Origin of the sequence: Streptomyces chromofuscus, assembly GCF_015160875.1 — a bacterium.
GTDB classification, from domain to species: Bacteria; Actinomycetota; Actinomycetes; order Streptomycetales; family Streptomycetaceae; genus Streptomyces; species Streptomyces chromofuscus.
Genome location: NZ_CP063374.1, coordinates 326,397 through 343,927, shown reverse-complemented (window position 1 = coordinate 343,927; position 17,531 = coordinate 326,397). Strand labels below are relative to the sequence as shown.

At 71.1% G+C, this 17,531-nt stretch carries 17 protein-coding genes and 2 pseudogenes; 11 read left to right on the top strand and 8 right to left on the bottom strand.

The features are described from left to right. The first annotated feature begins 212 nt into the window (after positions 1-212). Positions 213-1,097, top strand: a complete 885-nt coding sequence (locus IPT68_RS01400) for a universal stress protein (RefSeq protein ID WP_189697551.1) — start codon at positions 213-215, stop codon at positions 1,095-1,097. Positions 1,098-1,151: 54 nt separating this feature from the next. Here IPT68_RS01400 and IPT68_RS01395 read toward each other — a convergent pair whose 3' ends face one another. Continuing rightward, entirely contained in the window at positions 1,152-2,177 is a 1,026-nt protein-coding gene (locus IPT68_RS01395; protein ID WP_189697724.1) for a 6-phosphofructokinase, read from the bottom strand. 769 nt (positions 2,178-2,946) lie between these two features. On the opposite strand from IPT68_RS01395, the gene IPT68_RS01390 reads away from it, so the two are divergent. After that, positions 2,947-3,477: a CBS domain-containing protein gene (locus tag IPT68_RS01390; RefSeq protein WP_189697552.1), complete on the top strand. Its 531-nt coding sequence runs from the start codon at positions 2,947-2,949 to the stop codon at positions 3,475-3,477. A 109-nt stretch (positions 3,478-3,586) separates the two neighbouring features. Here IPT68_RS01390 and IPT68_RS34915 read toward each other — a convergent pair whose 3' ends face one another. Genes IPT68_RS34915 through IPT68_RS01380 form a run of 3 tightly spaced genes read right to left on the bottom strand, consistent with a single transcriptional unit; the run spans position 3,587 to position 5,199 of the window. Beyond that, positions 3,587-3,805, bottom strand: coding sequence for a DUF6448 family protein (locus IPT68_RS34915; protein ID WP_373300531.1), 219 nt, complete (start codon positions 3,803-3,805; stop codon positions 3,587-3,589). Between the two features lie 16 nt (positions 3,806-3,821). Then, a complete protein-coding gene (locus IPT68_RS01385; RefSeq protein ID WP_189697553.1) occupies positions 3,822-4,487 on the bottom strand; it encodes a lysophospholipid acyltransferase family protein in 666 nt (221 codons plus the stop codon). A 40-nt stretch (positions 4,488-4,527) separates the two neighbouring features. Then, positions 4,528-5,199, bottom strand: a complete 672-nt coding sequence (locus IPT68_RS01380) for a CBS domain-containing protein (protein WP_189697554.1) — start codon at positions 5,197-5,199, stop codon at positions 4,528-4,530. A gap of 545 nt (positions 5,200-5,744) precedes the next feature. Between IPT68_RS01380 and IPT68_RS01375 the strand changes: the two genes are divergently transcribed. After that, positions 5,745-6,179: an archease gene (locus IPT68_RS01375; protein ID WP_189697555.1), complete on the top strand. Its 435-nt coding sequence runs from the start codon at positions 5,745-5,747 to the stop codon at positions 6,177-6,179. A gap of 31 nt (positions 6,180-6,210) precedes the next feature. Here the strand turns inward: IPT68_RS01375 and polX are convergent, their stop codons facing one another. Then, the gene (polX, locus tag IPT68_RS01370) at positions 6,211-7,938 is read right to left on the bottom strand and encodes a DNA polymerase/3'-5' exonuclease PolX (protein WP_189697556.1); all 1,728 of its coding nucleotides are present in this window, start codon (positions 7,936-7,938) and stop codon (positions 6,211-6,213) included. 247 nt (positions 7,939-8,185) lie between these two features. Between polX and IPT68_RS01365 the strand changes: the two genes are divergently transcribed. From IPT68_RS01365 to IPT68_RS34555, 4 genes and pseudogenes are all read left to right on the top strand, one after another. After that, a complete protein-coding gene (locus IPT68_RS01365; protein WP_189697557.1) occupies positions 8,186-9,325 on the top strand; it encodes a site-2 protease family protein in 1,140 nt (379 codons plus the stop codon). A 147-nt stretch (positions 9,326-9,472) separates the two neighbouring features. Next, entirely contained in the window at positions 9,473-10,894 is a 1,422-nt protein-coding gene (locus tag IPT68_RS01360) for an RtcB family protein (RefSeq protein ID WP_308438755.1), read from the top strand. Positions 10,895-11,244: 350 nt separating this feature from the next. Beyond that, positions 11,245-11,457 (top strand): annotated as a pseudogene (locus IPT68_RS34560) (universal stress protein); the annotation flags it as partial. 56 nt (positions 11,458-11,513) lie between these two features. Further along, entirely contained in the window at positions 11,514-11,792 is a 279-nt protein-coding gene (locus IPT68_RS34555) for a universal stress protein (RefSeq protein WP_322734606.1), read from the top strand. Between the two features lie 176 nt (positions 11,793-11,968). Here the strand turns inward: IPT68_RS34555 and IPT68_RS01350 are convergent, their stop codons facing one another. Then, positions 11,969-12,850 (bottom strand): universal stress protein, encoded by an 882-nt coding sequence (locus IPT68_RS01350; RefSeq protein ID WP_189697558.1) that lies wholly within the window; start codon positions 12,848-12,850, stop codon positions 11,969-11,971. Positions 12,851-12,940: 90 nt separating this feature from the next. Then, positions 12,941-13,147 carry a hypothetical protein gene (locus IPT68_RS01345; RefSeq protein ID WP_189697746.1) on the bottom strand — a complete coding sequence of 69 codons (207 nt, stop codon included), beginning with the start codon at positions 13,145-13,147 and terminating at the stop codon, positions 12,941-12,943. Positions 13,148-13,743: 596 nt separating this feature from the next. Here IPT68_RS01345 and IPT68_RS01340 point away from each other — a divergent pair. From IPT68_RS01340 to IPT68_RS01330, 3 genes and pseudogenes are all read left to right on the top strand, one after another. Then, the gene (locus tag IPT68_RS01340) at positions 13,744-14,562 is read left to right on the top strand and encodes a universal stress protein (RefSeq protein WP_189697559.1); all 819 of its coding nucleotides are present in this window, start codon (positions 13,744-13,746) and stop codon (positions 14,560-14,562) included. A 156-nt stretch (positions 14,563-14,718) separates the two neighbouring features. Continuing rightward, positions 14,719-15,324, top strand: a complete 606-nt coding sequence (locus IPT68_RS01335) for an Rv1733c family protein (RefSeq protein WP_189697560.1) — start codon at positions 14,719-14,721, stop codon at positions 15,322-15,324. 40 nt (positions 15,325-15,364) lie between these two features. Continuing rightward, positions 15,365-15,706: pseudogene (locus IPT68_RS01330) on the top strand (nicotinate phosphoribosyltransferase); the annotation flags it as partial. Between the two features lie 302 nt (positions 15,707-16,008). Here IPT68_RS01330 and IPT68_RS01325 read toward each other — a convergent pair. Further along, entirely contained in the window at positions 16,009-16,686 is a 678-nt protein-coding gene (locus tag IPT68_RS01325; protein WP_189697726.1) for a CBS domain-containing protein, read from the bottom strand. A 142-nt stretch (positions 16,687-16,828) separates the two neighbouring features. Between IPT68_RS01325 and IPT68_RS33705 the strand changes: the two genes are divergently transcribed. Then, complete coding sequence (locus IPT68_RS33705) at positions 16,829-17,527, top strand: universal stress protein (RefSeq protein ID WP_444545031.1); 699 nt, start codon at positions 16,829-16,831, stop codon at positions 17,525-17,527. Positions 17,528-17,531: the final 4 nt, after the last annotated feature.

Sequence of the window (17,531 nt, the reverse complement as noted above, 5' to 3'; positions counted from 1 at the left end):
GGGCGGCGGCCCGACGGGTACCCCCCGGGGGTGGGATGACGGGCGGGCGCTGCGATCCGGTCGCCGGACGTGGCTGCGAACCGGTCCTCCTGGACCTTCGCGCCACCCGGCATCCGATCCGGGCGCTGAGCGGTCGCGCCGTGGAAGAGTGGAAGAGAGGAGACAAACTCGTGTGGCGACGCCGGCGGAGGGGCCGGGCGAAGGAGGACACGATGAGTCACTCTGTGCTGGCGGGTGTCGACGGGTCCGAACGCAGTTCGGCGGCGGCCGACTGGGCGGCGCGGGAGGCCGCGCTGCGGGGTGTTCCACTGCGTCTGTGCCACGCCTCCTCACCGCTTCCGGGCACCGCCGGGGACACGCTGCGGCACGTGGGCGCGCGAAAGCTCCAGCGGGTGGTCGCCGAACTCGGCGAGCGATACCCGGACCTCGAGGTACGGGGCGAGCAGGCTGATGACGCGCCGGACTCGGCCCTGCTCGCCGCGGCCCGCGATGCCGGGCTCCTCGTCATCGGCACACGGGGGACGGGCGGGTTCGACGGTCTCGCGGTCGGCTCGGTGGCCCTGCGGGTGGCGGCAGCAGCCCCTTGCCCTGTCGTGTTGGTGCCGCAACCGTCCGGCACCTTCGGAGAAGGGACCCGCCTGGCACGCGCCATGTCCCAGGTCGTGGCAGGGTTCGATGCGCATCACCCGGTCAGTGAGGTGGCGGACTTCGCGTTCTCGGTCGCCGCGGCACACACGGCACACCTGCGAGTGGTCCAGGCATGGGCCCTTCCCGCCGAGTCCGTATCTCCTCGGACCCTGGTGGTGACCGCGGAGGACCGGGCCACCTGGGAGGACCAGGAGGTCCTGCAGCTCTCCGACGCCCTGCGGGCCTGGCAGGAGAAATACCCTCGGGTGACGGTCCGCACCGATGTCGTGTTGCTCCACCCCGCGGAAGCGCTCCTGAACACGTCGCGAAGTGCGGACCTGCTCGTCGTGGGGCGCCGTGCCGATCCGAGTGCGGCCGAGGGCCGACTGGGTCCGGTCACGCACGCCGTACTGCACCACGCTCGCTGCCCGGTGGCGGTCGTACCGCACCCGGATGACGGCCGGTCATAGGCCGGGTGGTGGATCGGCAGGTTCTGACAGTGATCGGCTGAGCGCCGGGGCCGGTCAGCCGAAGAACGTTTCGAACTCTCGGTACAGCGACGGATCGACCACCTTCTTCTGCACCGTGGCGTCGGCGAGTGGGATGCGGATGATGCGGGTGCCCTGCAGGGCGACCATGACGCCGAAGTCACCGTCCTTGACCGCGTCGATGGCATGCAGGCCGAAGCGAGTGGCCAGCCACCGGTCGAAAGCGCTCGGGGTACCGCCGCGCTGGATGTGACCCAAGACCGTGGTGCGGGCATCCTTGTTGGTGCGCTCCGAGATCTCCTGGGCCAGCCATTCGCCGATGCCGGACAGCCGCACATGGCCGAACTCGTCCAGCGACTCGTCCTTGAGGACCATCTGTCCCTCTTTGGGGACAGCCCCCTCGGCGACCACGACGATCGGCGCGTAATTGATCTTGAACCGGCTCATCACCTGCTCACAGACCTGGTCGATGTCGAACGGCCGCTCCGGGATGAGAATCACGTTGGCGCCGCCCGCGACGCCGGCGTGCAGGGCGATCCACCCCGAGTGCCGCCCCATCACCTCCACCACCAGGGTGCGCATGTGCGACTCGGCCGTGGTGTGGAGGCGGTCGATGGCCTCGGTGGCGATACCGACGGCAGTGTCGAAGCCAAAGGTGTAGTCGGTCCCGGACACGTCGTTGTCGATCGTCTTCGGCACGCCCACCAGAGGGATTCCCTGTCGGCTCAGCTCGGTGGCCACACCGAGCGTGTCCTCGCCGCCGATGACGACGAGCGCGTCCACGTCGTGCGTGGCAAGAGTGTCCTGCACGCGTCGCAGGCCGTCCTCGTGCTTGAAGGGGTTGGTGCGGGAGGAACCGAGGATGGTTCCGCCGCGAGGGAGAATCCCCCGCACGCTGGGGATGTCCAGCGGAATGACAGCACCCTGGAGCAAACCGAGCCAGCCGTCTCGAACACCGACGAAGTCGAAGGTGTATTCCTGGACACCTTTGCGGACGACGCTGCGGATCACGGCGTTGAGGCCGGGACAGTCACCGCCGCCGGTCAGCACTCCGACCTTCATGGGCTTCCTCCCATCCGCTGAGCACCCCGCCTGGTCGCGGCCCCAGCGGCGGTCGAACCGCCGTCCTGTGGCTCGCCTCCTCCAAGCCTCCCTCCATTCGATCCTGGGCGGCCACTCGACGCACGCCGGATTCAGGCGGCTCACTCCTGGGACCCTGTCCCTGGCTCGGCTGCGCACCATCAGCCCGGGCATCCTGGAAGGGCGGCGCCCACCAGCGCTCCACACTTGTGGGAGTTCGGGGAACGGCCCAGCTCCAGATTCGCGCGAGGTTCCTCCTTCCGCCAAGGGAGCCGTCCGGTGATCACATCAGTCCGCCTTTCGGTCCGGCAGCTGTCACGCTCTGCCAAGTCGGGGCCCCCGCGCGAGCCGCCCAAGCCGCCGGCGCCTTGGCGAGTTCGGCCCGTCCCCGGCCCTCGGCCCCGTCGGCCACGGCTCCGGAGCCCCCGCTACCTCGGCGGCGACAGCACAGAGGACACCCTGCGCCGTCCCTACTCCGAGCGACCCGGCGCATCGTCGACGAGGAGACCGCCCGCCTGGTACGGCACGCAGAGGAACGCGCCGTGGCTCTGCTCCGTGACCACCGGGAGGCGCTGGACACCCTCGCCGAACTGCTCACCACCTCGCGAGACCGTCGACGGGCCGGTGGTCCTCGACGTTCTTCGGCAACAGGAGCGGCAACAGCGACTGGACGCTCACCACCCCGCCGCAGCGAAACCGGCGCCCTCCCCGTGACACGGCGGCGACGTCCGCAGATCAGAAGGAGGCGACCATGGAACAGCAGTCGGGGGCGGGCCACGATGAGCCGGGGATCTTGGCGCGGACGGTCGCCGACGTGATGCGCACCGCTGTGGCCGCGATCACTGTCGACGAGACCGTGCTCGTGGCGTGGGAGTTGCTGGAGCGATCGGGCTCCCGTCACCTTCCGGTCGTGCGTCCGGACGGTCGCTGTGCCGGCCTGCTGGACAGGGCTGACGTGGCGGTCGCCTGTGCGGCACCGGCCGCTTCGCTGTCCGGTCTGCGCGTGCACGACCTCCTGCCCGGTCACGGACCGGCGCTCGTCCACGCGGAGCAGACCGTACGCCACGCAGCCGACCTCATGACCTACACCGAGACCGACGCCCTCCTGGTGCTGGACGAAGACGGACGTCTGGCGGGGGTGCTCACCGCAGCCGACATCGTCGCGGCCCTCGCCGGCCGTCCGGCGCAGAAGGAACCCGTGGACACGAGGCCGCAGGCCCCGCCCACCGTGCTGCCCGGGCCCCCACCCCGGCGGAGCTACCGCGGCACGGCAGTGCCCTGACCGCCCACCACTCGGACGCTCACCCAGGTGACTCGCGGACGCCGCTGCTTCACGAGCGCCGGGTTGGCGTATGCGGGGCAGCGGTTGCCTGCTTGTACAGGTGGTGTGCTCACACCTGCAGGCCGAGGCCGGCCTCCGCGTAGGGGCGCGCGGCGGCCACGCCCTCAGCGGCATGCCCCTTGAGCGCCACGGTGCGGCCGTGACGCTCTTCCACCTGTTCACGGATGATCCCGCGGAGAATGCCGGTCAGTTCGTCCGCGGAGCCGACGTCGAGGGCAAACTGCTTCGGGCACGTAGGGCGCGGCTTACCTCCGTCATGGGCTGACACCCCGGTTGTCCGGACTTCAGGACCCGTCCCGCCTCAGTGGCTTGCCGAGTCGTCGGGCAGCGGTGCACCAGGCTCGGGTCAGCCCGCTGCGGGCCACGGCGAGGGCCTGGGCTTGTTCGTTGCCGAGGTGCAGTGGTGCACCGACGTGCACGTACAGTCTCGGGCGGTGCAGCGGAGCGGTGAGCAGTCTGACCACCTGTGCGACGTGGCCGCCTGATGCCAGTGCACGGGCTCCGGCCTGGCCGATCGGCACGACCGGGGCGCCGGCCGAGTGCGCGAGGCGGAAGAGGCCCGGATGGAAGGACCGGGGCGGGGCTTCGTGGGGGCCCTTGCGGTGCGGGAGCCCACCCTCCGGGCAGAGCAGGACGGACCGGCCCGCGGCCAGTGCGGCTCGGGCGTCCTGCAGTGCCTGTGCGGCCCGCCGGTCGTGACGGTGAACCGGGATGTGCCCCTCCCAGGTCAGGACGCGGCCGAGGACGGGGACGCGCCACAGCCCCGCGGCCGCGAGGACGACGGGTTCGGTGCCGAGGCGGTGCAGCGCGGCGAGCACGATCGCGGGATCGCTGAGGGAGGTGTGGTTGGCGATGATGATGCTGCCCGCAGGCGGTGCGGCACCGGTTTCCGTGGTGACTTCCAGACGACCGAATACGGGCACCACGATGCCTGCGAGGTGACTGAGCACGACACCACCCTCAATGCGGCGACCTCGGCACGAAGGCGGGTCACCGCCGTGGCGTACCGGCTGTGGTGTCGGTTTCGGGGCGGAGGTGATTCGTGACGTCGATGACTCCGTCGACGCTCTCGGACAGGCGTATCGCGATGGGGATGAGGTCCTCCTGCGGCACGGTGCCGTTGAGCGTCACCCGGCCGTCGGTGACCTGGACGGTGACCGTGCCGGGTTCCAGGCCGAGGGTGCGAGTCAGGATGTCCGTCGTGATCTCCTCGCTGATCGTGAGGTCTCGCCGCAGGAAGACCCGCAGCAGGTCGCTGCGGCTGATGATGCCCACCAGTCGACCGGCGTCGTCCACGACGGGCAGCCGTTTGACGTGGTGGCGGGCCATGCAACGGGCCGCCTCCACGACCGACCACTGCCGTCGCGCCGTGACGGCCGGGCTGGTCATCAGTCCCTCGGCGGTCAGCGCGTGGGCCTTGGCACGTTCCGCGGGCAGCAGGTGGGCGGCGGCCAGATGTCCGCCCGGATCGGCCTGGCTCTCCTGTTTGCGCAGCAGGTCCGCCTCCGACACCACGCCGACCGGGCGGCACTGGTCGTCGACGACGGGTACCGCGGTGATGTCGTGCTCCGCGAGGTGCTCGGCGATGTCCTTGAAGCCCGTGTCCCGCCGCACACTCACGACGGCCGAGGTCATCAGGTCTCCGACCAGGCGATGCAGCATGTCCCGCTCCCTCCTCGGACGCTCGCGGCGAGGTCCCCTCTCCACTGTCCGCCTCTCGGACAGCGCCTGCACTGCCGACGCATACGATCACCGCTGCTCGCCTGCCTGAGCGGGCGGCACCGGTCACCGGCCGCGAGCGCCGGCTGGGGCAGGCGCCTGGCACTGGGCTTCCCGGACAGCACGCACACTGCCCCGTGGCCGTCGTCCCCCGCGGGTGACCTCTGCCGCTTGCCGGTGGCCGGCAATTGCTCGATCGACGGGAGCTTCTCCGTGACGGGGCATCGGCCGAGGGATGTGTGCGCTCCGTCAGCGGCCTGGAAACTGTGTCAGCTGCCAGGACAGGTCGTCGAAGGAGATCATGCCGACCAGGTGGCCCTCGGACACCACCGGAGGATGACGCACCTGAACCGACGCATGGCGAGAAGGGCGAAAGTCGTACGGGCACGCTGGTCGGCGGCCAGGCCGACGCGCGTGCCCTTCCCTGCCGGACGACGATGGAGGCGCACGTCGTTCCTGGCACCTCATGAGGGGAGAGCGGGGAAGTGATGAAAGCGGGGAGTTCCGCGCCGAGCGCCGGGCATCGCAGTGTTCCCCACACCGCGGACCTGCGGGTAGAGGCATGGGCCCCCACCCGCGAGGAATGCCTGACGCAGGCGGTGCGGGCTGTCTGCGAGTCGTTCGTGGACCTGACGGCAGCAGCCGGTGTCCGCCGGCGGGACGTCGTGATACGGGCGGACAGGGACGAGGACGTGCTCGTCGCCCTGCTGGAAGAGGTCGTGTACTGGCTCGACACCGAGGGCGAGGTGCCGGTCGGTGTGGAACTGACCCCGGCCGACGGCGGCTTGCGGTGCGGGCTGCAGATGGCTGATGCCGGGGCGCTTCCGGTGACGGGGGCCGCGCCGAAGGCGGTCACGCTGCACGAACTCGTCTTCACCCGAGGCCCGGAGGGCTGGAGGTGCTCGGTGACGCTCGACGTGTGAGCGCACCTCGGGTGCCGGGGCGCCTCACGCCTCAGCCCGCCCGGTCCTTGCGCAGGAACCGGCGCAGCCGCCGCAGCGGCCAGGTGTTGATCACGTCGTCCGGGGTGAGCCAACCGCGTTGTGCCGTGCCGATTCCGTACCGCAGGCAGGCGAGCTGGGGGATCGAGTGGGCGTCGGTGTCGATGGCGAACTTCGCCCCGTGACTCCTGGCACGGAGGATGTCCTCGTCGCCCAGATCGAGGCGGTCGGGCTGGGCGTCGACCTCCAGGGCCGTGCCGGTGCGGGCGCAGGCGGCGAACACCTCGTCGAGGTCGGCGTCGATGCCCGGCCGTTTGCCGAGCAGCCGGGTGGTGGGGTGGCCGATGATGTTGACGTGCGGGTTCTCGCAGGCGCGGACGAACCGCCGGGTCATCGCCTTGCGGCCGAGGTTGAAGTGGGAGTGCACCGCGGCCACGCAGAGGTCGAACCCCTGGAGGAACTCATCGGGCCAGTCCACCTCCCCTTCGGGGCCGATGTTGAGTTCAGTGCCGTGCAGCAGCCGCATTCCGTGGTGTTCGCCGTCCAGTGACCGTACCTGTTCGCGCTGGGCGAGGATCTTCTCGTCGGTCATGCGCTGCATGTACAGGTTCGGCGCGTGGTCGGTGACCGCGTAGTACGCGTAGCCCCGCTGGGCGGCCGCTGCCACCATGTCCTCCAGCGGGGTGAGGCCGTCGGTCAGGTCGGTGTGGGTGTGCAGGTCACCGCGGATGTCCCGCTCGGTCACCACCTCGGGCAGTTCGCCGCGCAGGCCGGCTTCGATCTCGCCCCGGTCCTCGCGCAGGGCGGGCGGGATCCAGGGCAGGCCGAGCCGGGCGTACACCTCGTCCTCGGAGCGGGAGGCGACCCGCTTGCCGCCCTCCGTTTCGAACAGGCCGTACTCGGAGAGCTTCAGACCCAGGTGGACGGCGATGGTGCGAGTCCGGATGTTGTGCGCCTTGGAGCCGGTGAAGTACTGCATCCCGGCACCCCACGCGTCCGGTCGGACCACGCGCAGGTCGACCTGGACGCCCTTGACGGTACGGATCGAGGTCTTCTTCTCCCCGTGTGCGATGACCTCGGCGGTGGAGGGCAAGTCGGTGAGCGCATCCATGAAGGGCGCCGCCCGGCGGGCGGCGACCAGGATGTCGATGTCGCCGATGGTTTCCTTCATACGGCGCAGCGAACCGGCGTAGGCGCAGTGTTCACAGCCCGTGATCCGGGAGAGTTCGGCGACGATGTCCTCGGCCGCCTCCATGGCGGTGCTCAGCAGGATCCGCCCGCCTGCCTGCTGCATGAGGGCGATGCCGTGCAGGATGTTCTCCTCGGTCTTCTCCCCGAAGCCCTTCAGGTCGCGCAGCTTCTCCGCCTTGATGGCGTCGGCCAGCTCGCCCACGGAGGAGATGTGCAGATCCTCGTAGAGCGCCATCGCCTTCCTGGGTCCGAGGGTGGGGATGGTGATGAGCTGCCGCACCCCTGCGGGGATCTCGGCCCGCCTCTCCTCGACCACCGTGACATGACCGGTGCGGAAGTACTCGACGACCTTCTCGGCGATCGACTTGCCCACCCCCGGGATCTCTTTCAGGCCCGCGACGTCCAGGTGGGAGACGTCGGCGGGGTAGCCGCCGATGGCGCGGGCGGCCTTTTCGTAGGCGCGCGCCTTGAACGCCTCGCCTCCGGTGATGGCGATGAGGTCCGCGTACTCATGAAGGAGCGCCTCGACCTCTTCGTTGGGCCGGACCACGTCTCAAGTCTAGGAACCGACTTGTGCGGCGTGCCAGCTTCAGGGCATGTGCCCGGCGGCACCACGACCGGACGAAGACTGTCACACCCCGACGTGCTCCACCTCTCTGCTCCACGTGCTCAGGCCCCTTCAGCGCGCGGAGCCGTTGGGCCAAGGGTGTACTGGGAGCAGGAGGATTCACTGATCAGACGGGTCAGTTCGGTGGGAGGTCGGGGGATGGGGGCCTAGCTGAGCAGGGGAGAGCGCTGTGCGGGCGACGTTCGTTCTGGGCCGGATCGCGGGGGTCCGGGTCGGCGTTCACTGGAGCGTCCTGCTCATCTTCGGCATCATCGCGTTCGGCCTGTCCCAGGGCCGCCTTCCGGAGACGTATCCGGGGCGTGCCTGGGTGGTGTACTGGGCGGCCGGCCTGTGCACCGCTGTGATCTTCTTCGCCTCCCTGCTCGCACATGAGGTGGCGCACGCCGTCGTGGCCCGGCGCAACGGGGTCGAGGTGGACGACATCGTGCTGTGGCTGCTGGGCGGCGCGGCTCGGCTCAAGTCCGAGGCGTCCAGCCCTGGCAGCGAGCTGCGGATCGCCGGTGTCGGCCCGCTGGTCAGCCTCCTGCTGGGCGGGCTGTTCACCCTCGCCACCTGGCTGCTCGACCTGGCATCCGCCTCCGGGGTCGTGGTGGAGATGGCCGCCTGGCTCGCGGGCATCAATGTGCTGCTCGCCGTCTTCAACGCGCTGCCCGCCGCCCCGCTCGACGGCGGCAGGCTGCTGCGCGCGTTCCTGTGGTGGCGTACGGGAGACCGCCTGCGGGCGACCGCCGGCGCCACCGCGGCGGGGCGGGTCTTGGGGTGGCTGCTGGTCGTCCTCGGGCTGGTCGCGTTCGTGAGAACCCGGGCGTTCGGCGGTCTGTGGCTGGCACTGATCGGCTGGTTCCTCATCGCGGCCGCCACCGCCGAGGGACGGCAGGCCCAACTGCGTGGCGTGCTCGCCGGTGTCCCCGTGCGGGACGCCATGACACCCGAACCTCTCACGGTTCCCGCGGACACCACGGTCGCGGGCTTCCTCACCGATGCGCGCTACCGCTACCGGCACTCGGCGTTCCCGGTGACCGAGAACGGGACCCCGGTCGGGCTGGTGACCCTCGACAGCGCCCGAAAGGTGCCGCAGGCCGAGGCCCACGCCGTGACGGTGAGGGACGTCATGGTGTCGCTCTCGCAGACCACCGTGGTCGAGCCGGACAGCCCGCTGGCGGATCTGCTGCCGCGCATGGAGCCGGGCGCCGAGCACCGAGTCCTGGTCATGGATCACGGCAGACTCATCGGAATCGTCTCGCTCTCGGACGTCAGCCGGACGGTGACCTGGCTGATGAACTCCGCCGGACGGCGCAGTGATCCGTGACCGCGGCACGGCACCACCGGGCGGGCCAAGGCGGGCAGGGACCCGCTTGGATCCGGTCGCCCGCCCCCTTCCTGACCGCGCTCGCCGGGATCGGTGCCGACCGGGCCGTCGCGTCGGCGGAAGCACGGCGAAGAGAGGATGAAGGGCATGGACATCACACTGGTGCAGGAGACCCCGTTCCGCTTCCGTATCGAGCGGCAGGGCCCGATGCGTGTGCCCGGGGTCGTCTTCGCGGCGCGGGAGCTTGTGCCGCAGGTGGCCGGGGACAAGGCGCTGGAACAGGTCGCGAACGTGGCGACCCTGCCCGGCATCGTCCGTGCCTCGTACGCGATGCCCGACGTGCACTGGGGGTATGGCTTCCCCATCGGAGGCGTGGCCGCCACGGACGTCGAAGCAGGCGGAGTGATATCGCCGGGCGGCGTCGGATTCGACATCTCCTGCGGCGTCCGGCTGCTCGCCGCCGGTATGGACCGCGACCCGCCGGCCTCCGGAATGCGGAGGCTGATGGACATCCTTGGCGACACCGTCCCGCGCGGCCTGGGACCCGGCGGACTGTGGGAACTGTCCGGGCGGGCGCAGCTGGAGAAGATACTGGTCGCCGGTGCCGGGTACGCGGTCGAGCACGGACACGGCGTGCCACGCGACCTGGAGCGCTGCGAGGACCGCGGAGCGCTGGCGGGAGCCGACCCGTCGCAGGTCGGGCAGCGGGCCGCGGACCGGGGCCTGAAGCAGGTGGGCAGCCTGGGCTCGGCCAACCACTTCCTTGAGGTGCAGGCAGTGGACCGGGTGTACGACGCCGAGACCGCGACCGCGTTCGGCCTGCACCAGGGCCAGGTGTGCGTGATGATCCACTGCGGCTCCCGCGGCCTCGGGCATCAGGTGTGCACCGACCACGTCCGTGTCATGGACCAGTCCCTGCGCGCCTACGGCATCCACCTCCCGGACCGGCAACTGGCCTGCGTACCCGTTGTCTCCCCACCGGGCCGCGCCTACCTCGGGGCGATGGCAGCCGCCGCCAACTACGCCAGGGCCAACCGCCAGCTGCTCACCCAGGCCGCGCGTCGCGCCTTCGCCGCCGCCGGGGTAGGCCTGGACCTGGTCTACGACGTCTCGCACAACATCGCGAAGATCGAGAGCCACGATGTGGACGGCGTCTCGCGCCAGTTGTGCGTCCACCGCAAGGGCGCCACCCGTGCCCTGCCGCCCGGCCACCCCGACCTGCCGGCGGACCTCACCAGGGCGGGGCAGCCCGTGATGGTTCCAGGCACGATGGGCACCGCCTCGTACGTGATGGTCGGCACCGTCGGCAATGACGCGTTCTGGTCGTCCGCCCACGGTGCGGGACGCGTATGGAGCCGCCACCAGGCACTGCGGCGGGTCCGCGGCGAGCAGTTGGGCGGCGAGCTGGAGGCCCACGGCATCGCCGTCCGTCCGGTCTCCTGGCGCGCGCTCGCCGAGGAGGCCCCCGACGCCTACAAGGACGTCGACGCGGTCGCCACCGCCACGGAAGGCGCGGGGCTGGCCCGGCGGGTCGTCCGCCTGGTGCCGCTCGGAGTCGTCAAGGGATGAACACCGGAATCGGTCGGGCATCCCCGAGGTGCGACGCCCGAAGCGGAGGGAGCGCGTCCACCACGGGGACGGATGCCCGAACGGCGGTGCACCGGGCCGAGATGAGGAACACAGGCATGAGTACGTCGCAGGTGCGGGGAGCGGTCGTCGTCGGGGTCGATGCCACGCCAGGCGCCAGGCCGGCCCCGGACTGGAGGGCGGGTCCGCCGAGCTGAGCTCGCCCGGGACGTCGTGGGGCGCGGCGGCCCGTGCCGCCCACGCGCCGGTGCTGGAGGACGCGCGGGACTTCGCCGCCGGACGGCGTCCGGGGCTCACCGTGGTCGCCGCGGGCCCGGGCGGCGGGCAGTGCCATGGTGGTCATCGGCTCGCGGCACCGCGGCATCGTACGGGATCTGTTGAGCCGCGAGTCGGTGGGGAAGCCGCTGGTCACGCACGCACCGTGCCCGGTCGTCGTGGTTCGCGAGCCGGAGCCCGTGACGCCTGCCCCGCCCCATGTCGTGGTGGGTGCGGATGGTTCGGCCCTGTCGACGGAGGCGGTGCGGTTCGCCTTCGAGGAGGCCGCCTTCCGCGAGGCCCGCGTGATCGCGGTCTCGGCCTGGCAGCCCCCTGACTCCGTGATCTGGCTCTGGAGGATGCGGAGGACGAGGCGCGGCGGGTACTGGCGGAGTCCACGGCCGGCCGGCAGGACAAGTACCCCCAGGTCGAGGTCCGGCACACGGTGGTTCGCGGGCATCCGGTACGGGTGCTCAGCGACGCGGCCCAGTGGGCGGTGCTGCTGGTGGTGGGCAGCCGCGGGCTGGGCGGGTTCTCCGGACTGCTGCTCGGCTCGGTCAGCCAGGGCCTCCTGCACCATGCACCCTGCCCGGTCGCCGTCGTGCCGCACGCGAACGGGGAATGACGCGGCCACCTGACCGCCATGCGAAGGGTGGGACCCCGTCGGTGCGACGCGGCACGTGCCTCAGCCGACCCGGACGGAGGGGCGCCCCGGTGGAGACCCATGGTCATCCCTCCGCGCACCCGGCCGGGAGCCGCGCTGCGAATGACCGGCGAGGGGCGGCCCCCGCCGCATGCCTGCTACTGGTCGGTGTGCGGGACGGTGATGACCGGGCAGTGGGCGTGGTGCAGTACGCCCTGACTGACGGAGCCCAGCAGCATGCCGGTGAAGCCTCCGTGCCCGCGTGTGCCCACCACCAGACCGAGGGCGTGTTCTGTCGCCGTGGCCAGGACCTGCACCGGGTGGCCCGTCACGACCTCGTGGTGCAGTTCCACCTCCGGATGGGCGGCCGTACGCCCGGCGACGGTCTCCGACAGCAGCCGGCGACACTCCTGGACGGCCGCGTTCTCGTCCAGGACTCCGAGCAGCGGCGGGTGCCACACGTACAGGGCCCGCAGGACGGCGCCGCGCAGCGCGGCCTCCTCGAAGGCAAGGTCGACGGCGGCTGCGGAATGAGGGCTGCCGTCGACTCCGACCACGAAGTACGGGGGCTCCTGTGTGATGTGTTCCGACTCGGGGATGGTCACCACGGGGCAGGGCGCGTGCGCGATCAGCGGCAAGGCGACGGCGGCGGAGGTGAAGAGCTCCCGGAGAGGACTCAGATGCCAGGAACCGAGCACGACCATGGTGGCGTTCTGTGCCTGCTCACGCAGCACCCATGCGGGGTGCCCCTCGGCCAGCAGCCCGGACACCGGTGTCTGCGGATACCGGGACTCGACGAAGGCCACCGCATCCTTCAGCACGCTGTCGCCCGTGGCGTGCAGTGCCTCCGTCCACTCCTCCCAGGACGGCCGGCCGCCGGTCGGCCGATATCCGGGCGTCGGCACGTTCTGCGTGAGGACCAGAAGCAAGGGCAGGCGGCGCCGGTCCGCCTCGTCGGCGGCCCAGGCGAGCGCCGCGCGTCTGCCGGGATCAGGGTCGAGGCCGACCACGATCGGGCTTCGTCCTTGTACGTGGGTCATCGCTGACTCCCTGTGGCTTCTTCGGCGGCGCGTCGGGCCGTGTGCCCGTCACCGGCGGCCGAATGGGCTTCTTCGGGCGCCGGGGAGCGTCTACAGGCCCTGGGAGAGCAGGAGTTCGTGGGCGAGTCGTGCACCGCGGGCCGCTTCCTCGGGGGGAACGTCCTCCGACGGGATGTTCTCCAGGCCACGGGCGAGTACCCGGACGGCCTCAGCCAGGGTCGCGACCTGAGCCTCCAGTCGGCTCAACCGGGCCTCCGGTCCGAGCGTGGCATGGGATTCCGGCTGGGGCTGCGCCATGTCGAGCCTCCTTTCGAGGCAGTGATGGGATCGTGGGCCGACGCGGTCCGACACGCTGATCAATCCGCCCTGCGCAAGGTGGACCCCTTGCGACCACACAGTGCCCTGGCGGCGACGGTGCGCGGACAGGGAGCCCGGGCAGCGACTGCGGGAGACTGATCAGCCATGGGGGAGTACCACCGTTTGGTCGCCCCGGCAGCCGTGTCCTTCCGGTCACCGCCTATAGCCAGTAAACAACGGTCGCCCGGTGCTCGCAGCGACAGGGATTTTCGGGCGTAACACCGGCCCTTCCCCGCGGTGGGACCGCAGGACGGAGGTCCGCCGGATGCTTGGCCCGGAGCATGCGGGAGGGCCCAACTCTTCTTCCGCCGCGGCGTGATGGTTCTCCCGGTGCCTGGAGCCGCGCCTGCGCGGTGTCGGCGGAACGGTTCGCGCGACGGCTGCCTGCATGGCGGCGACCTGCATGACGTATGAAGCTGGAAATGCGGGGTGGACCACGCTGAACGAAGGTGTGCCCCCAACCCCCGTCCGCGGGCGCGTGTGGACCGCAGGAGGGATCCGGAGACATCGGAATCCGGCCGAGAGGAGATGCGGCGGTGACGATTCCCCTGGTGGTCGGCATCGACGGGTCCCCGGCGAGCCTGGAGGCGGTGGACTGGGCCGCCGACGAAGCCGTCCGGCATGGCGTGCCGCTCCACCTCTTGCACGCGGCGGCGCGGGATCACGAAGCGTTTGATGTGATCGATGCCGCCTCGGAACGTGTCAGGGAAAGTGGTCGCACGGTGCGGCTGTCGAGCGAAGTGCTGCACGAAGACGCGACCACGGCGCTGGTCGACGAAGGGCGTAACGCCTTCGCGCTGGTGCTGGGATCCAGGGGGTTCGGTGACCTGGCCGGCATGCTCCTTGGGTCGGTCAGCCTCGCCGTGGCGGCGCGAGCGGACTGTCCGGTCGTCGTGGTGCGCGGCGCGGCAGAGCACCGGAACGCACGGTTCGGCAGCGTCGTCGTCGGGGTCGAGGAGGGAGAGGGCAGCGGCACGGCCGTACAGTTCGCGTTCCGCGAGGTCCATGTGCGGCACTGCCGACTGGTGGCGGTGCACGCCTGGAGCGCACCGTTCGGCCTCACCACACCCCAAGCCCCGTCGTCGTACGCCCTGGAGGCCCACCGGCGTCCGCCGGCGCAGGTGCTGGACGACGCCCTGCGGGACGCGTCGGAGCAGTACCGCGAGGCCCCGGTGAGCCGACGGGTGATCGAGGGACCGGCACGCCAGGCCCTGTTGGAGGCGGCCTCCGAGGCTGACCTACTGGTCGTCGGCGCCCGCAGACGACAGGGACACCTGGGCCTGCAACTGGGGTTGATCAACCATGCGGTACTGCACCACGCGCCCTGTCCGATCGCGGTCGTCCCCCGGATATGACCGGACCTGCGGAGACGGACCACGTCGGAGGTCGGCCCCCGCGGGGCCGGCAGCCGTCCCCGCGGGGGCCTTCGGCCTTGTCACCGGAGGCTGGTGCCGTCCCATGGTGGGACGGGTGGTGAGGGAACGGACCAGCGACCCGCTGGAGGCCGAGTCATGAGCGCACACGATTCGCCGCATGCGTCCGGTCCGCCCCCGCCGCGTCGGCAGCACGAGTCAAAGGGGGCGAACCCCCTCCGACGTACGTCCGACAGGTTCGAGTCCTGGTTCCGCCGTTTCCTGATGCTGATCCTTCTCCTCGGCCTGCCGGTGGCCGCGCTCAGCGCGGGGCTGACGGCGTACGAGTCGTCGATGCGCACCGTGCAGGCCCAGTCGGCGCAGCGGCAGGAGGTCACCGCCCGACTGACGTCGAACGTCAAGGACGTCGCCATGGACGAGAAGCAATGGGCGCAGGTCCGCTGGACGGACGGCAACGGCACGGTGCGGACCGGGACGACCCTCGTCGAGCCGGGAACGCCGAAGGGCGCCACAGTGCGCGTGTGGGTGGACCGGGACGGCGGCCTCACCAGTCCGCCGATGAGCGAGTTCAACGCCACGACCACCGGCTGGTTTGTGGGCGTGGTGGCCGCGATCGGCGTGGGCGCCGGTCTCTGCGCGGCGCGCGCAGGCATGCGCCACGTGCTGGACCGGAGAAGGTACGCACGGTGGGACGCCGAGTGGGATGTGGTCGAGCCCCTGTGGTCCGCGCGCTTCCCCCGGTGACGGGCAGGGAACCCGGACGAGAGACGACGAGGCGACGCCGATGCCCGACGCGACGGCAACCGATCGGTACGCAGTGACGATGGCCATGTCCTACGGCCGGGAGGGAAATCACCGGCCCCGCGACGTTCAGCCCCTTCGTCCGCGACCTGCCTCCTGAGCGCGGCTTCCTGGTCGCCGTCGGTCGGAACGGATCGTGCCGGCGGGAGAGCTCCTGATGGAGGCTACCGCCCCTCTCCCGCAGGCACAGCTGGCCGAGACGTACGTGCTCAACCAGCTCAGCCACCAGACAGCCATCGCCTCGAAGGGCGCGCTGTGCGTCCCGGCGGCGGCAGGGCGTCCGGTCGTGAACTGCTCCCTGCGGGGGACCCACGGCCCCGAGGCCTGATTCCGGCGTCGAGGCGTTCGCAACGAGGTCGCCGAGGGCGAGTTCGGCATCCACGGCGGGATCGAGGAGGCTACCGCACGACTCTGCTGCCGAGATCCGAACCGGGCACACGGCGCGGACCTGACGAGCGGAGTCCTCACGGTGCGCGTCCCGACGACCGAGACGGGGAAGGCACAGACATCGAGATCACCGGCTGACCGGGGTGGGACAGTCCGCCGGGCCGCGTACCGGGTTCGGCAGGTCAGTGCCCGTTCCCGCGGTCACGGTCAGGGTGTCTCCCAGCCGCTCCGACGGCCCCCTCAGGTCGCAGTGGTGGAGGACCGTCGGGCGTCGTCGGTCCGGTACGCAAGATGTTCGGAGACCGATACCACCCCGTCGACGCTCCGGCAGAGCCGCTCGATGACAGGGATCAGACTTCTGAACTCGACCGAACCCCTGAGATCCACTCGCCCGTCGCGCACCTCGACCGTCACCTCGGAGGGGGCAAGCCTCATCGTGCGTCGCAGCACGTCCTCGGCGATCTCGTCGCGGATGGCGTCGTCACGGCGCAGGAAGATCCGCAGCAGGTCGCCACGGCTGACGATGCCCAGGAGCCGGTCCGTCTCGTCGACGACGGGCAGCCGCTTGACGTGCTGGGCCTCCATCAGGCGGGCGGCCTCCACCACGCTCCACTCCGGACGCGCGCACACTGCAGGAGCCGACATCAGTTCCTCGGCGCGGGAGCCCTCGGCCTTGGCCCGCTCCCATGCCTCGAGGTGTGGAACCGGGACCCTGCCAGACGGGTCGGCCTGGTCGGCGCTCTTGCGCAGCAGGTCCGCCTCGGACACCACACCCATGGGGCGGTCCAGGTCGTCCACCACGGGCACAGCGGTGACGTCGTTCTCCGCCAGAAGCCTGACGATCTCCTTGAACGGCAGGTCGCGCCGCGCCTTGACGACGTCTCTGGTCATGAGCTCCGCGACCGTTCGGTGCTGCATGTCGGCTCTCCCGTCCGGGTTGTGACCTTTGACTTCCAGTCGGCTCAGCCCGCCCATGCGGTATGGGCCGGTCGTCCCATGCGGTGGCGTGTCGCGCGTGGCACGTTGGATACAACACCATTCTGAGCAGATGGCGGCGATCATGCGAGCTCACCTCGGCGACCAACTCGCCATCGAAGGTCCGGCGACCGGCGTCACCAGGCGCGACGGCGAGATCGTCGGACGCCACCACGTGGACGGAACGCCGCCCTATCCACATGCGCCGGTCGGACACGGACGAAGACCCGTGGGCATCCGGCCCGGGGCACTCGACCCCGGCCATGTCGGCCGGCGCGTGGCCGTCGAACGCCGGGGGCACGGGCTCAGCCGGAGGGAATCGGCCCGCCGCGCCCACATCTCGCCGGACCGCCCGGCACGTCCGGAGGAACGGACGGCCGAGCCTGCCGTGGCGACTCACCTCACTGCGGCCGCCGCGCTGGGGGCAACCGCCACCGCCCTTCGGGGGGCAGGCGTCGACCTGCCACCGGTGGTGGTCGGCCTCGGCGACCCCACGGACGGCTCGGCGGACGATGCCGCAGGTGCCCACGAGGAGCGTGCCTCCACCCTGCTCACCGACGCGCTGCGCGACGCGGTACGGGGCCACCCGCAGGTAGAGGTGCACCGTCGGACAGTCGAAGCCCCCGCACACCAGGTCCTCCTCGACGCCTCCCACGACGCCGACCTGGTGGTCGTGGGTGCGGGGCGGCGCCACGGCCATGCCGGTCTCCAGCTCGGGAGGGTCGCCCACGCCCTGCTGCATCACGGTGCGTGCCCGGTGGTCGTCGTCCCGCGACGGGCCTGAGCCG